The 13,726-nt window shown below is 45.5% G+C and carries 11 protein-coding genes; 9 read left to right on the forward strand and 2 right to left on the reverse strand.

Going from position 1 to position 13,726, the window contains the following annotated elements:
- Positions 1–156: 156 nt before the first annotated feature.
- Both L5M38_RS09535 and L5M38_RS09540 read left to right on the forward strand, forming a co-directional pair.
- Entirely contained in the window at positions 157–1,368 is a 1,212-nt protein-coding gene (locus tag L5M38_RS09535; RefSeq protein ID WP_263178947.1) for an NnrS family protein, read from the forward strand.
- A complete protein-coding gene (locus L5M38_RS09540) occupies positions 1,352–2,761 on the forward strand; it encodes an ammonia-forming cytochrome c nitrite reductase subunit c552 (protein WP_263178948.1) in 1,410 nt (469 codons plus the stop codon). Before L5M38_RS09535 ends, L5M38_RS09540 begins: the two co-directional genes overlap by 17 nt.
- Before the next feature lie 286 nt (positions 2,762–3,047).
- On the opposite strand, the gene L5M38_RS09545 is transcribed toward L5M38_RS09540, so the two are convergent.
- Both L5M38_RS09545 and L5M38_RS09550 read right to left on the reverse strand, forming a co-directional pair.
- A complete protein-coding gene (locus L5M38_RS09545) occupies positions 3,048–4,625 on the reverse strand; it encodes an ABC transporter ATP-binding protein (RefSeq protein WP_263178949.1) in 1,578 nt (525 codons plus the stop codon).
- Entirely contained in the window at positions 4,622–6,223 is a 1,602-nt protein-coding gene (locus L5M38_RS09550; RefSeq protein WP_263178950.1) for an ATP-binding cassette domain-containing protein, read from the reverse strand. Before L5M38_RS09550 ends, L5M38_RS09545 begins: the two co-directional genes overlap by 4 nt.
- Before the next feature lie 319 nt (positions 6,224–6,542).
- On the opposite strand from L5M38_RS09550, the gene L5M38_RS09555 reads away from it, so the two are divergent.
- The 7 genes from L5M38_RS09555 to L5M38_RS09585 all read left to right on the forward strand — a co-directional run bounded on the left by L5M38_RS09555 (position 6,543) and on the right by L5M38_RS09585 (position 13,646).
- Entirely contained in the window at positions 6,543–8,660 is a 2,118-nt protein-coding gene (locus L5M38_RS09555) for a TonB-dependent receptor (RefSeq protein ID WP_263178951.1), read from the forward strand.
- 92 nt (positions 8,661–8,752) lie between these two features.
- On the forward strand, positions 8,753–9,463 hold the full coding sequence (locus tag L5M38_RS09560) for a TetR/AcrR family transcriptional regulator (RefSeq protein WP_263177253.1): 711 nt from the start codon (positions 8,753–8,755) through the stop codon (positions 9,461–9,463).
- A 72-nt stretch (positions 9,464–9,535) separates the two neighbouring features.
- Entirely contained in the window at positions 9,536–10,477 is a 942-nt protein-coding gene (locus L5M38_RS09565; RefSeq protein ID WP_317629811.1) for an ABC transporter permease, read from the forward strand.
- Positions 10,474–11,424, forward strand: a complete 951-nt coding sequence (locus tag L5M38_RS09570) for an iron chelate uptake ABC transporter family permease subunit (protein WP_263178952.1) — start codon at positions 10,474–10,476, stop codon at positions 11,422–11,424. Before L5M38_RS09565 ends, L5M38_RS09570 begins: the two co-directional genes overlap by 4 nt.
- Positions 11,421–12,203 (forward strand): ABC transporter ATP-binding protein, encoded by a 783-nt coding sequence (locus L5M38_RS09575; RefSeq protein ID WP_113939275.1) that lies wholly within the window; start codon positions 11,421–11,423, stop codon positions 12,201–12,203. The genes L5M38_RS09570 and L5M38_RS09575 overlap by 4 nt, the downstream gene beginning before the upstream one ends.
- Positions 12,200–13,201 (forward strand): siderophore ABC transporter substrate-binding protein, encoded by a 1,002-nt coding sequence (locus tag L5M38_RS09580; protein WP_263166970.1) that lies wholly within the window; start codon positions 12,200–12,202, stop codon positions 13,199–13,201. The genes L5M38_RS09575 and L5M38_RS09580 overlap by 4 nt, the downstream gene beginning before the upstream one ends.
- 154 nt (positions 13,202–13,355) lie before the next feature.
- Positions 13,356–13,646, forward strand: coding sequence for a DUF2607 family protein (locus tag L5M38_RS09585; RefSeq protein WP_028761491.1), 291 nt, complete (start codon positions 13,356–13,358; stop codon positions 13,644–13,646).
- Positions 13,647–13,726 lie beyond the last annotated feature (80 nt).

Below are 13,726 nucleotides of genomic sequence, written 5' to 3' on the forward strand. Positions count from 1 at the left end.
GTATTCCACGACACTTTATTTTTTGTTCATCTTTGGGATCTTAGTTCCAAAATCTAAGATTTAGTTTGAATTGAAGGTCATAACAGTACAATATAAGGGCTATATTGAATGCATCTTAAGTGTGTTCATCATCGTTCTGCTACTCGGCTAACAACTATGCTAAATATTGATGATCCTACACAAACCGAACGTACTCACGCGTTATGGCGCTTAGGCTTTAGACCTTTTTTCCTTGGGGGAGCAATATTAGCTGCGCTATATATCCCTTTATGGCTATTAACTTGGTTTACTCCCCAATATAGTTTTTTCCCTTCATCCTTTTGGAGCAAGATATTGCCGCTATGGTGGCATCCACATGAAATGCTGTTCGGTTTCGCTATGGCAATTGTGTGTGGATTTTTGCTGACTGCCGTTCAAAATTGGACCAACCAACCCACATTAAAGGGATGGCCACTCGCATTGACCTTTAGCTGCTGGTTACTGGCACGATTATTACTCTTACTCCCAATGCAAGTTCCGCTCATTTTGCCCGCCTTGTTTGATTCCTTGTTCCTTGGTATGGCAAGCCTTACTCTATGGCGCTGTATTTATAAGGTGAAGCAATGGCGCAATATTGGTTTTCCGATCATGTTGTTTGCTGCACTCGTGATTAACAATGTCAGCTATTACGCCCTTTTTGAGCGCGACTTTATTCTTGCCAACCAGATCTGGCAGGCGATGTTATGGTGGTTAGCCTTACTTATCACCATAGTCGGTGGGCGTGTCATTCCATTCTTTACCGCGATGCGCATTAAGGCCACCAAAGCAGAACCCTTAACTTGGATTGAATACCCGCTGATCCTGACAATGATCTTGCTCGTCATTCAATCACTCATCCACCTTATACCTCTGGAAGTCGAGCGAGGCTTACTGCTCATTGCAGGGCTCTTGCAGCTGGTCCGATTTGCACGCTGGTTACCCCATAAAACACTGAAAGAACCTATGCTGTGGTCCTTGCATCTTGCCTATTTAATGTTGCCACTCAGCCTGTTAGCCATGAGTTGGTATCTCGATAATGAATATGCCTATCGCAGTCTGCTTCACCTATTTGCTATTGGTTGTATGGCTACCCTGTGTCTTTCGATGATTTCCAGAGTGTCACTCGGGCACACAAGTCGAAATATTTATGAGGGCCCGAAAATGATCTTGGCATTTATCTGCCTACCATTAGCGGCACTGCTCAGGGCATTAATGCCCATCTGGTTTCCGGCCCACACCCAAGTCTGGTTATGGTTGGCTGGCAGTTGCTGGTTTATCGCATTTGCACTGTTTGTATGGCATTACTTGCCGATACTTTCTCGCCCCCGTATCGATGGGCGCCCAGGTTAATATTGATGTTAGGACAAAAGGATACAAAGTGAAAATTTATTTAAAAACAGTTATATTGCTAAAAATGATTTGCTTGCTCGTCATAACTACATGTGCATCTGTAGCGGCTTCCGATACTAGCAATCAACAAAAATATCCTAACCAATATCAATCTTGGCAAGCCACCTCTGAACAAGTTGAACGCGAGGATATGCTCGCCAATTATCCCGCCAGCATCATACTCTGGGCAGGATCTTCCTATGCCAAAGAGTACCATAGCCCACGTGGGCACCATTTTGCCGTTGCTGATGTGACGCATACTTTACGTACAGGTGTCCCCCCTAAAGCAGGAGAGAAAGGATTATCCGCCAGTTGTTGGACCTGCAAGACACCGGATGCCCCTAGATTGATTGAACAACTGGGATTTGAAGGATACTCCGCTAAAAACTTTACCGATCTGGGCAAAGAGATCCAAAGCGTAGTGTATTGCAGTGATTGCCATGAATCTGGCACTAATAAGTTAACTTTACCTCGTCCCCATGCCCAAGAGGCTATGGCTAAAATTCACCTGCCATTCGATAAACAAGATACCGATATGCAAGGTGCGCAGGTATGTGGTCAATGTCATGTCACTTACTATTTTCGTCCGGAAAAAAGTAATGTTGTTAATATTCCCTGGATTTTTGGCAGCACCGCAGATGATATTGAAAAATATTATGACACTCGCCGCTTCTTCGAATGGATCCATCCTCTTTCGAAAACGCCCATACTCAAAGCACGTCATCCTGAGTTTGAACACTGGAGTCGCAGTAAACATGCCGAAGTCGGTGTCACTTGCATTACCTGCCATATGCCTACCCAGCAGGATGCAAAAGGTGTTGAATTTACTAGCCATAAAGTTGATAAAGCCTTACCGCATTTTGATAACAGTTGCAGTGGCTGCCATAGCAGTAAAACCAAAATTGAAACCAAGCTCGCGACTAATAAATTAACGATTGAGACCAAAGCCCGCGAAGTTGAAGCTCTGCTCGTCAAAGCCCACTATGAAGCTAAAGCTGCATGGGATGCTGGTGCTAAATGGGAGAATATGAATGAGCCCATTATGGCGATACGACACAGTCAGTGGCGCTGGGACTTTGCCATGTCTTCACATGGTTTGTATGCACATAATCCACAAGAAGGTAAGCAGCTTTTAGATAAAGCCATCGAACAAGCGAACGAAGCACGTCATCTGCTCGCTGGAATATTGAAGCAACTTAACGTGACTCAAGTTACTTATCCAGATAGCAGTACTAAGGAAAAGGCCCATCAAGCGATAGGGTTAGTTGAATCGGATTTAATCAAAGAAAAACAAAAGTTTATTGAAGAGGATGTTAATAAAAACTGGCACCCTGTCGCAAAATATGGTTACTAGTTTATTAACGGGTGGCAGATAGTTTGAGGGATTTTAAAGCTCAAAAGCGAGAGGAAGTTCGAGTATTTATGCTTTGATTCAGTGAGCGTTATGCCAACAAGGCTTGGTCGGTTCTACAGCGATGCTCATCTTCCTTTGCACGAGCAATAACTGCAGTCGAAATGATTCATGTCATTTCGGCTGCAGTACATAACTCATTGATATGTTGGTCAGTAACGACAAATTAATCACTATAATCTGTGTAAGACATCTGTAATTCAGTTTTTTAATGCGTAGAAAGCCGATCCTACTTTGAGGCAACTGATTGATGAAATTCTATTATCTTGGTTGGCTGCCAAAGTGATTGGTTTCGGTGCGAAACTAAAACCAGTGTACAACTCTGTTCACAAATAGCCTTGGCTACGCGCTTTTCTGTCTCCTCATCCAATGCCGAGGTGGCCTCATCCATTATCAGAATCGGCGCATTTTTGATAAGCGCACGTGCTAAGGCAAGCCTTTGGCGTTCTCCTCCCGATAACCCTGCGCCTTGCAAGCCGACTTCTTGGTAAATGCCCAGTTCTGATCTGTCTAATACTTCATCCAGTGCCATTTGACGTGCCGCTTTATCTACGGCTTGATCGTCGGCATCAGGGTTACCAATACGAATGTTACTGGCAATGGTGCCGGTAAAGATGAGTGGATCCTGCGGCACATAGGCGAAAAAGCGGGCAAGTTCAGCAGCGGGGACTGACGTGAGTGGCACCTTGCCCAAAGTGATCAAGCCTAGGGTGGGATCATCAAAGCGCATCAATAACTTAAGTAAGCTGGTTTTACCTGAACCGCTCGGGCCACAAATCAGCACGCGTTCACCTGGCTCGATAGTGGCATTGATATTTTGCACCGCAGGGGGAAATGTTACGTTATTCAGTTCGATTGTATGATTGTGCGGTGTCTTTTGTTGCGCTTGGCTTGGCTCTTTGAGCGTTGGCGCATTAGTCGCTTGTCGATAGTGTTTAATAGCCGCTAACTGATCATTAATGCTTATTGCCGCCACGGCGAGAGTCTCAAGTGGCGCTGATGCGCGCATGGTCAACATCAAGACTGCGAGCAGCATTGTCGTATTGTTTACGCCTGATAACACGAGATAGACAGCCATGCCGGCAATAGGTAAAAAGCTGGCGATAGCTGACAGTAATGTCGCTATAGCGGCGGCGCGATTAGTTCGACCCAGTGCGATTTCTTGCGCCTGCCAGTTTTGCTCTAAACGCTCGGTCGCACGATTGTATCCCGCTGCTGTACGGAGTAATTCTACGTGATCTATAAGTTCAAGAGTGGATTGATTCGTTGCCAGTTCAGCGTTGTTTCGGTCCATATCTGCGCGGGCAAGGGCCCGTTGCGCCATACTCTGAATCACAAATGATATGAGCAACAAGCTAGCCAACATCATTACCAGTGGTATGCCACCGATCAATCCGATGCCAAAAGTAATACAGAGCGGAATAAGCGGTGCATGAATAAAGACCTGAAATTGATGTGCCGGAATACTCATAAAGCCAGGAATACTCCGAGAGACAGTTTCTATGAGTAGTGTCCTGATACTGGGTGTAAACCAAGAGAGCTTAGCTTGTTGCATGGTCGCGCCTAGGGCACTGTAGAGCGCATTAGCTAGCCTTGCGCCAGCCCAAAAACCAGAACGCGAAGCCTGTATTGTGGTGAGTATGGTTATCGCGGCAATGAATAGCACTATTTGTGGTGATTGCTGCTCAATAATGGCTAAAGCCAGTTGAATGTAGCATGCCGCTTCCAATATGGCCGCCACAGCCCAACCGCAGGCAACAGGTATTAAGTGTTTTATGGCGGCGTAATCTTGGGGACGATTTATCATTGGCCTTCTCCTTCCATGTGATAATGCTTGAGTGTGAGCTTGTCATCCGCCAGCTCAGAAAGCGTTAAGTCATGGGTGATCATCACAATCGTTTTGTGGTTTGTTTTTGCGTGATGGCTTAGTGCTGTGAACACGTTAAATGCCGTTTCGCTGTCTAGGGCCGATGTAGGTTCATCAAGCAATATCACGCGAGCGGGTGAAAGAAACACACGGGCAAGATTAACCCGTTGTATTTCACCACCAGACAAGGTGCTTGCATGAGTATTTAAGGGTTTATCCAATTGTGCACAGTGTAATGCCACTAAGTAATCCTCATCCGTGGCATCAGGTGCGGTGAGTGCGAGATTGTCGGCGATGGAGGTTGCCAGTAGTCCCGCACCTTGCGGCAATAGCATGATCGCGCGATTAATCGAGGTTTCATCCATCTCTTTGAGTACCATACCAGCGAGTCGAATATCTCCGGCATGTAGCGGCTCCATGCCAGCTAATAAGCGCAGTAATGTGGATTTACCAACACCACTGATCCCTGTAACTGCTGTCACTCTGCCAGACCTAAATTGATAGTTAATGGGCACAGATTGATTGCTTGTAGACAGTGAAGGCACAACATTCGTGAGGGTGAGCGGCATATTTGCATTAAGCTCAATATTGCCGTTACCAACAGGGACTATCGACTGCTCAAGAAAATCCGTTAGCCGCTGAGCGGCAGCGCGGCCCGTGGCAAGATAATCAAGCCCATGCCCGAGCTTTAGGGCTGGCGTGACTATGGCCAGACTGAAGAATAAGGCCGCAGCAAGGTTTTCTGGCGGCCATTCATATCCGATGGCATAGACAATGGCAAAAGTACAGACAGCCTGCAGTAGTGATGTGGCCACGGCGACTGAAGTGGATACCTTGCTTACCCGCTCAAGAATATCCCCAATAAAATGTGTCGTTGCCTTTTGGTAATCGGCCATAGCACCCGTTTGTGCGCCATAAATGCGAAATACAGGCGCACCACGGGCGTAGTCATCTACTGCTGCAGTGATATTTCCCATCACATTAACTCGTGCTTCACCCTGTTTTGCAGCAAGCCTTGGGATCACCACCAAATAGAAAAGCGCTGCGACTAGGCCTGGGATAAGGGCAAGTAATGCCACTAAGCCCGCACTTAAGATCAGCAAACCAATAGTGATGGCAGGGACAATGATAAAGGTCGCTAACTCTGAGGGTAAATGCGCGATCATATGATGCAATGACGCTATGTCATCGACCATTAATCGCTTTAACTTTTCGCCCTTATATTTTGCCAAAGTACTTGGTGGCAGCCTGACAAGATGCGCTGCAACATGACGTCTTAATCTTCCAGAAAATTGCGCCTCAGCATTGTGGTTAACCCAAGATGCGCCAGCTGATAGCAACGCTGATGCGACCCCAAATATGAGCGCCCCCGCTAACCATAGCGAGTGATGGCCAGCAATAAGCTGTATTACGCACCAGAGTGCACTTAGTGCCATCACGCCAGCACCTGCCGCTAGCAGCATTCCGAAAGTGAGTGCGGGAATCGCCGGACGTAGGGCGAAGGCTAATGTTGAAGTGGGACTGAAAAGTCGCTGCATTTTAATGTTCACCTAAAAAATCGAAGTGGAACAGGCTGGGCTTCGGTCTGGAAAGTGTGATTAACACAAGGCCAATGAAGCGATGAAGTCTTGATATTGCAGAGTAAAAAATAGTCTGAGTGCCAGAGTTTATGGGCAAATGAACATCCACGAGCCAAATTCCTTGTTTCATAAAAATTGAACCACCATGAGATGGCGACCATATTAAGCGGTCATTTTTATTTATCAACACAGTGTTGATAAATGTTTTGAACGGCGATAATATAATTGATAACTATTCTCATTGGCAACAAATCTTTCGTATAAGGAGTTATTACACATGCCCCGATTTGGTAAGTTTTACCCACAATCAAAGTGGGTTATCGGTTCTCTTGCGCTGGGGCTTAGCGCTATTTCAGGCTCAACTATTGCTGACAGTGGAACTGCTCCGGATAAGCAATCCAAGCAAAAAGATGCAGCGGGAAATATTGAAGTTATCACAGTTTACGGTCAGAAAATCGAGCGGACGCTGAAGGAAACGGCGAGCTCAGTGACAGTAATCACCGAAGAACAGTTGAGGAAAAATGTCGACCAATCAACGATTTCTGAAATTCTCGGCGGTACACCAAATTTAATTTATGCCGGAAATACCGATGCGCCCATTATCCGCGGTACGGATACCAAAGGGCCTGTAGCAGCGGGTAATGCCTACTTATCTAAGCCTGTACCCGGGGCTACTATCAGTGTTGATGGTAAATATCTGAGCCCCGCAGAACTGGATTTAGGCGCCGCAGGTGTGTGGGATGTGTCGTCTATTGAAGTCTACCGTGGTCCGCAAACGACCAGTCAAGGAGCCAACAGTATTGCTGGCGCTGTAGTTATCCATACCCATAACCCCACTTATACGCCAGAATTTGCAGCGCAAGCACTTTATGGCAGTCGGAATAAGCAGCGTTTTTCGGTTATGGCATCTGGTGCGCTCAGTAATGACTTTGCCGCAAGAATTAGCGCAGATTACAGTGCTAGAGATACCTTTGTTGATTACGTTAACCCAGAGTTTACTGCCCATGATTTGGATTTTGAGTTTAAAAACCAAAATCTACGGGCGAAGTTGCTATGGGAACCCGAAAAATACAGCAACTTTTCCGCCATGCTGACTTATTCCTCCACGGAGGCTAAACGTCCCAGAAATGAGGTGGTATCAGAACCCTATGATGACTTAGAAAATCGTTCAATTTTTCAGGATAATCAAGAAGTCAGCAATCATGTTGGAATTTTTGATCTTGAATATGTGTTCGACAATGGGATGAAGCTGCATAACCAACTGCAGTATTCAGAAGGGCAGTTTGATTATCGCTTCGCAGCACCTTATCAAGGGATTGCAAAACGAGATAATGAAAACTTTTCGAATGATATAAGGCTGAATTTTGGTGACAAGAGTTCAGAGTTTAGTGGGGTTGCCGGTGTCTTCTACTGGGATGATAAAACCAACAATAAGCTGAACAACGTATTTGGTAATGCCGACGCCGACCTGAGACATACCAGTTTTGCCCCCTACGGTGAAGTCATATGGCGCTTCTCACCCAAGTGGGCATTCACCAGCGCTCTTCGTTATCAGTCTGATGAAATTAGCCACGATGGTATTGCCAGCTACATCCCAAACGTGCGCCATCAATATGAAGAGACGTTTACGGCTTTATTACCTAAAGTTGCCCTGTCCTATGATCTGACAGATAACGTCTTAATCGGCGCTATGATCAGTGAAGGTAACATTCCAGGGGGCACAGGTATTAACTTCCGCGGCGGCGAATATTATACATTCGATGCCGAATCGGCATGGAACTATGAACTTTTTACCCGTATCGATCTGCTTGAACAGCGCTTAATCATAAATAGCAATCTCTTTTACACCCGCTTTAAGGATTCACAACGTTCAGTTACTGACTACCTAGATGGACGACCCTTTGGTTCCGTCATTATTAATGCTGATGAAGCGCAAAGCTATGGGATTGAATTAGATTGGAACTTTAAAGTAGCCGATAGTTTTAGCCTATATGGTGGGCTGGGTTTACTTGAAACTGAGATAAGTGAATTTAATGACTACCGTGGCGAGGAGTTTGTCGGCAACGAGTTTAGTAAAGCGCCGGGATATATGCTCAATATAGGGTTTGACTATTCAATCACAGACACTATCAAAGTGAGCGGTGATGTGCGCCATACGGATGGATACTTTTCAACGGATACCAATGAGCCAGAGTTAAGAGTGGGATCTTACACTACGGTAAACCTGAATTCTTCCTATCAAATCAACCAATATTTTGAAGCCTTTGTTTATGCACGCAATTTGCTGGATGAACGTGCACCTGTGGCAAAAATGGCTGACAGAAGTACCGGAGGCGTGGATGCATATTTACTTGAACCTCGAGAAATAGGTGTAGGTGTTAGGGCGAAGTTTTAGCGGCTAGCTTCTACCCGCTGTATTGGGTATTGCCATGCAGCGGGTAGCAAGAGCGGTTAGAATGGCTTTTTTGCCTTGGAAACCTTATCGATATGACACAAGTACCGGAGCAACCTACTCAAAAACGCCAGCGTGGCAGACCTAGCCGTATTTCCCGTGAGGCTATCGCCAGAGCTGCGTTGGAGATTGGGGTTGATCAAGCGACCATCCCTGCTATAGCCGCGCATTTAAAGGTCGATCATTCTTCCCTCTACCATCACGTAGCAGGTCGAAATGATGTTATCTCCATTGCTGCTGAGCTTGCAATTAATGAGCTGGACTGGCGAGCGCCAGCAGCCACCGATTGGCGGAGCGAATTGATCATATTGACCGATGCCATTTGGGCACTCTATGAGCGTCATCCTGGCCTCGCTGAGTCTATCCATCAGGCCAGTGTTACGCCGTCATCGGGTATACGTTCTTTTGCTGAGTCGGTCGAAAAGCTGCAACAAAAAGGCTTCTCCCTCGATGAAGCAGTGCTTGCCGTTGATATCTTAGTTGACATGGTGGGGGAGTGCTTTTTGGGATGGTGGTCAACCACTAAACCAGAAGCCGATGGTCGGACACGTAAAGAGCGAATTATCGCAATTTGGGAAGATGAAGCCACCAAGCTCCCTGATAAAGCTGAGCAGATAAATGCGATGGTAGACATCATGAAGGTGGGCGCCCGCAAATGGTGGGAGCGAAAACGTGACTTAGTGTTAGCGGGGATTGCCGTTACCCATGCCCAAAAGGCAGGGGGATCCGATAAGGCTCAAACATAGCGCATCGATATGAAAACCTCATAACGGCTGCAGATTAGTACAAGATTTATTGCGTATAGGAAGTATCAGCTTGTGAAGGTGGTTTATGCACTGACGTGCTTTTTTGTGCTTTGTTTTGCCTCATTGCTGCTAGGCGCAAAGTATGCCTCTGTGACGCAGATGCTGACGTTATCGGATGATGTCTGGTTGGTGTTATCTGCGAGTCGTCTGCCGCGGCTCTTTGCCTTGATTTGCTCAGGTGTAGGGCTCGCTGTCTGTGGCGTGATATTGCAGCAGATTGTGCAAAACAAGTTTGTTGAACCTGCTACTTGTGGCGGGCTTGATGCCGCCAAACTAGGCATATTAATTTCAATCATTCATGCTCCTAGTATGGGGGTCACCGCCAGAATGTTAGGGGCTTTGGTTTTTTGCCTGCTTGCGAGCTTAGCCTTTATTCTGATTATTCGTGGTATTCGGTATAAGAGTCCGGTGCTCATTCCAATTATTGGGATTATGTTTGGCAGTGTACTCAGTGCGATAGCGGAACTTTATGCTTATCAAAACAATATGATGCAGAGTATGCAGGGATGGATGCTGGGTGATTTTTCAAAAATCGTGCAGGGTAACTACGAAATCATCTATCTGATCCTTCCCATAGTCATGCTGACCTACCTTTATGCACAGCGCTTTACCATTGTAGGAATGGGCGAAGGCTTGGCTACCACACTAGGACTGAGTTATTTCAGCCTAGTTATCTTAGGGTTAGTACTGGTTTCCCTAACCATAGCCACCACAGTTATCACAGTCGGGAGTATTCCATTTATTGGTTTGATTATTCCTAATCTTGTCGCTATGCGTTACGGCGATAATTTAAAACGTACCTTGCCTATTATCGCCTTTGCTGGCGCAACACTACTGATTATCTGTGACTTGCTTGGTCGGCTTGTTTTGTATCCCTTTGAAATTCCTATAGGTCTAACGGCAAGCTGTTTAGGTGGACTCATATTTCTAGTTATCGTTTGGAAAATCAAATGAAAGACAGTGCATGGCGTTTTTTGAGCTGGGGGCTGCCTATTATGTTGGCAGTCACATTTTTATTGATGGGCTCAGGCTTTGATTTTGACTATGTCATACCGAATCGATTGGTGCGTTTAGCTACGATTTGCCTTGGTGGTGTCTGTATTGCGTTTTCTTCGATACTGTTTCAGACCTTAGCCGGAAATCGCATTTTAACGCCATCTATCATGGGGTATGAAGGGATTTACTTGATTTTTCAGGTTCTGTTGATCCTTATCTTAGGGACGGGCAGCAGTATTCTGATCACCGCTAACAGCAATTTCTTTGTCTCAGTCGTGGTTATGTTGCTTTACTCAATGGCGATTCACCGCTGGCTATTTAGTGGAGATCGACATGATGTGTTCTTCCTACTGCTTGTGGGCTTAGTGCTCACTGTGGTGTTAGGCAGTTTTACTCAGTTAATCCAATATTCTATCAGTCCCGGTGAGTTTTCTATTTTCCAGAGCTACAGCTTAGCGTCGTTCAACCGCGCTCAACCAGAGCAATTGCTTATCTCTCTAGTACTTGTCAGTGCTGTGTGTATTGCCGCTTGGAGAGTGCGTGCTGTACTTGATGTATTACTGATGGGGCGGGAGCAAGCTATCTCTCTTGGTATTGATTATCAAAAAGTGGTGCGCCTGCTATTGGGTCTTATCGCGGTATTGGTCGCAATATCAACCAGTTTAGTGGGGCCGACTGCCTTTATGGGGATATTTGTCGCGAACATGGCCTATGCACTGGCAAGGCATCCGTCGCACTCATTTACTTTGATAACAGGATGCGCCGTTGCTATCTCGGTTTTTCTGATCGCGCAAATGCTCGTTGAGCATCTGTTTAATTATCAAACCAGTGTTGGGCTGTTAATTAATCTATTTTGTGGCGCCTATTTCTTTGTCTTAATTCTTAAACCTCGGAGCGCAGTGTGATAACCGTCAATAACTTATATCAGTCTTATGGCGCGAAACCTGTGCTAAAAAATGTCACTGCACAATTTCCCGAACATCAGATGACTTCTCTTATCGGCCCCAACGGTGCCGGCAAAAGTACCTTACTGATGTCGATTGGTCGGTTACTGAATATCCAGCAGGGCGAGGTATTACTCAAAGGTACTGCTATCCACAATATTCCTTTGAAGGATTATGCCAAGCAAGTGGCAACCATGCGTCAGTTTAACAGCCTCAATTTACGCCTGACGGTCAGGGAGTTAGTGGCATTTGGTCGTTTTCCCTATAGCCAAGGGGCACTCACAAAGGAAGATCATCGTGCCATTGATGAAGCGCTGTCGTTTTTAGCTTTACAGTCATTAGCCAATGTATTTATTGATGAACTTAGCGGTGGACAACGCCAAATGGCTTTTCTGGCAATGGCGATTGCGCAGCAAACGGATTATTTATTGTTAGATGAACCGCTCAACAATCTGGATATGAAACATGCCGTTAGCATAATGCGGGCACTTCGCCATCTGTGTGATGATTACAAACGAACGGTAGTGTTAGTGGTTCACGATATCAATTTTGCGGCTAACTATTCCGACTATATTGTCGGTATGAAGCAAGGCGTTGTGCACTGCGCTGGACCCGTTGAAGAGGTCGTCACAGCACAAAGGTTAAAAGCACTGTACGAACTGGATCTTGAGGTGCTGAAAACGAGTCAAGGAACTGTATGTAATTATTTCAACTTCAACTTACAAGGAGAATACAAGTGACGTCGAAATGTAGAAGTGGGACTAAAGTGGTAGCGATTCTGTTATTTAGCTCGGCTTTTTTGCTGGCCTGCGACAATAAAACCGAGTCATTACAGCCTGCATCATCGGATACGAGTGCTTCAACGGTTGAGTTGGAGTTTGCCCCGATAGAGGTAGAGCATAAGTTGGGCACTACTGTTATTACAAAACGGCCAGTACGCGTTGCGGCCCTAGATATGAATGAAGTCGACTATCTCGAACAGTTGGGTGTTCCCATTGTCGGTATGCCAAAGGATTTTGTTCCTTACTACCTGAAAGACTACAGCAACAATAGTGATATCGTTGATTTAGGCGCTATCGTTCAACCCAATATGGAACGTATTTATGCACTTAAACCCGATTTGGTGCTGATGTCATCCGTTCAAGCTAGTCATTATCAAGCGCTTTCCAATTTGGCACCAACCATTCATTTGGATATTGATTACCAAGACAGCAACAGCGATTACTTTGATATAGTCACAAAACACTTATTGATGCTGGGTAAATTATTCGATAAGCAAACCTTGGCAAAACATAAAGTGGATGAACTGGAAAGTAAGATCCAAGCCGCCAGAATGGTGATTAAGGACAGGCCTGAAAAAGCCTTGGTGGTGCTACATAATAACGGCGCTTTTCGATTTTTAGGTATTCGTTCTCGCTATGGGTTTATTTACAGCGCACTAGGGGTGAAACCCGCTAGCCTTTCAGAGCAGATGGGATTGCACGGTCAACCTGTATCAAGCGAGTTTATTCTTGAAAACAATCCCGACATCATTTACGTGGTTGACAGAACCGCAGTGATGGAGCGAAGCCCCGTATTGGATAAACAATCTATTGATAATCCTCTTTTGCGTGAAACTAACGCTTGGAAGACGGGGAACATTATTTTTGTGGATCCCGAGGCTTGGTATATAACTGGGGCGGGCATAACATCCCTTAATATTATGATTGATGATGTGTTAAAGGGTTATGTAAAGTAGCTGGCTGCAAATAGTCTATGGACGGCATAGCTAATGACTCATGAGATAAGTTACCTCTTGTAACATTTAAGCCCTACGGCTTAGGTAAATCGGTTTGCAACTTTAGTAGTGCTTAACATACAATCGCCTGCCAAATTATCTGAGGAAGTAGGGTTTGAATAGTGTGATACAAACAAGACGCACCCTAGCAATATGGCTTGCTGCCATATTGGTGCTATTGTCTGTTGCTATTGCTGTTCACAGTGTTTCCCATGCTAGTGAAGACTCTAAGGCCAATTGTTCGCTGTGCTTACATCAGCACCAGTTGCAGCATGCGCTAACCAGCACACCCTTTCATTTTCAACTCGCTCAGCAGGGTTATATCTCGGTTGAGTTTCAGGCCGTTTCCTTTAAGCGACCTTTTAGTCGTTTCTTCAATAGTCGTGCTCCGCCCATAACAGCATAAGTTACTGTTTATTCAATTTATCTTAATTAACTTTGAGCGCCTTGGCTTAGCTAAGGCGCCGATGCTGTTTATTTTCGGAG

The organism is Shewanella sp. SM101, assembly GCF_025654465.1.
Taxonomy (GTDB): Bacteria; Pseudomonadota; Gammaproteobacteria; order Enterobacterales; family Shewanellaceae; genus Shewanella; species Shewanella oncorhynchi.

Excerpts from the sequence above, each read along its gene's own strand:
- L5M38_RS09545 (WP_263178949.1), bottom strand. The coding sequence starts at position 4,625 with ATGATAAATCGTCCCCAAGATTACGCCGCCATAAAACACTTAATACCT.
- L5M38_RS09540 (WP_263178948.1), top strand. The coding sequence starts at position 1,352 with ATGGGCGCCCAGGTTAATATTGATGTTAGGACAAAAGGATACAAAGTG.
- L5M38_RS09550 (WP_263178950.1), bottom strand. The coding sequence starts at position 6,223 with ATGCAGCGACTTTTCAGTCCCACTTCAACATTAGCCTTCGCCCTACGT.
- L5M38_RS09555 (WP_263178951.1), top strand. The coding sequence starts at position 6,543 with ATGCCCCGATTTGGTAAGTTTTACCCACAATCAAAGTGGGTTATCGGT.
- L5M38_RS09560 (WP_263177253.1), top strand. The coding sequence starts at position 8,753 with ATGACACAAGTACCGGAGCAACCTACTCAAAAACGCCAGCGTGGCAGA.
- L5M38_RS09535 (WP_263178947.1), top strand. The coding sequence starts at position 157 with ATGCTAAATATTGATGATCCTACACAAACCGAACGTACTCACGCGTTA.
- L5M38_RS09570 (WP_263178952.1), top strand. The coding sequence starts at position 10,474 with ATGAAAGACAGTGCATGGCGTTTTTTGAGCTGGGGGCTGCCTATTATG.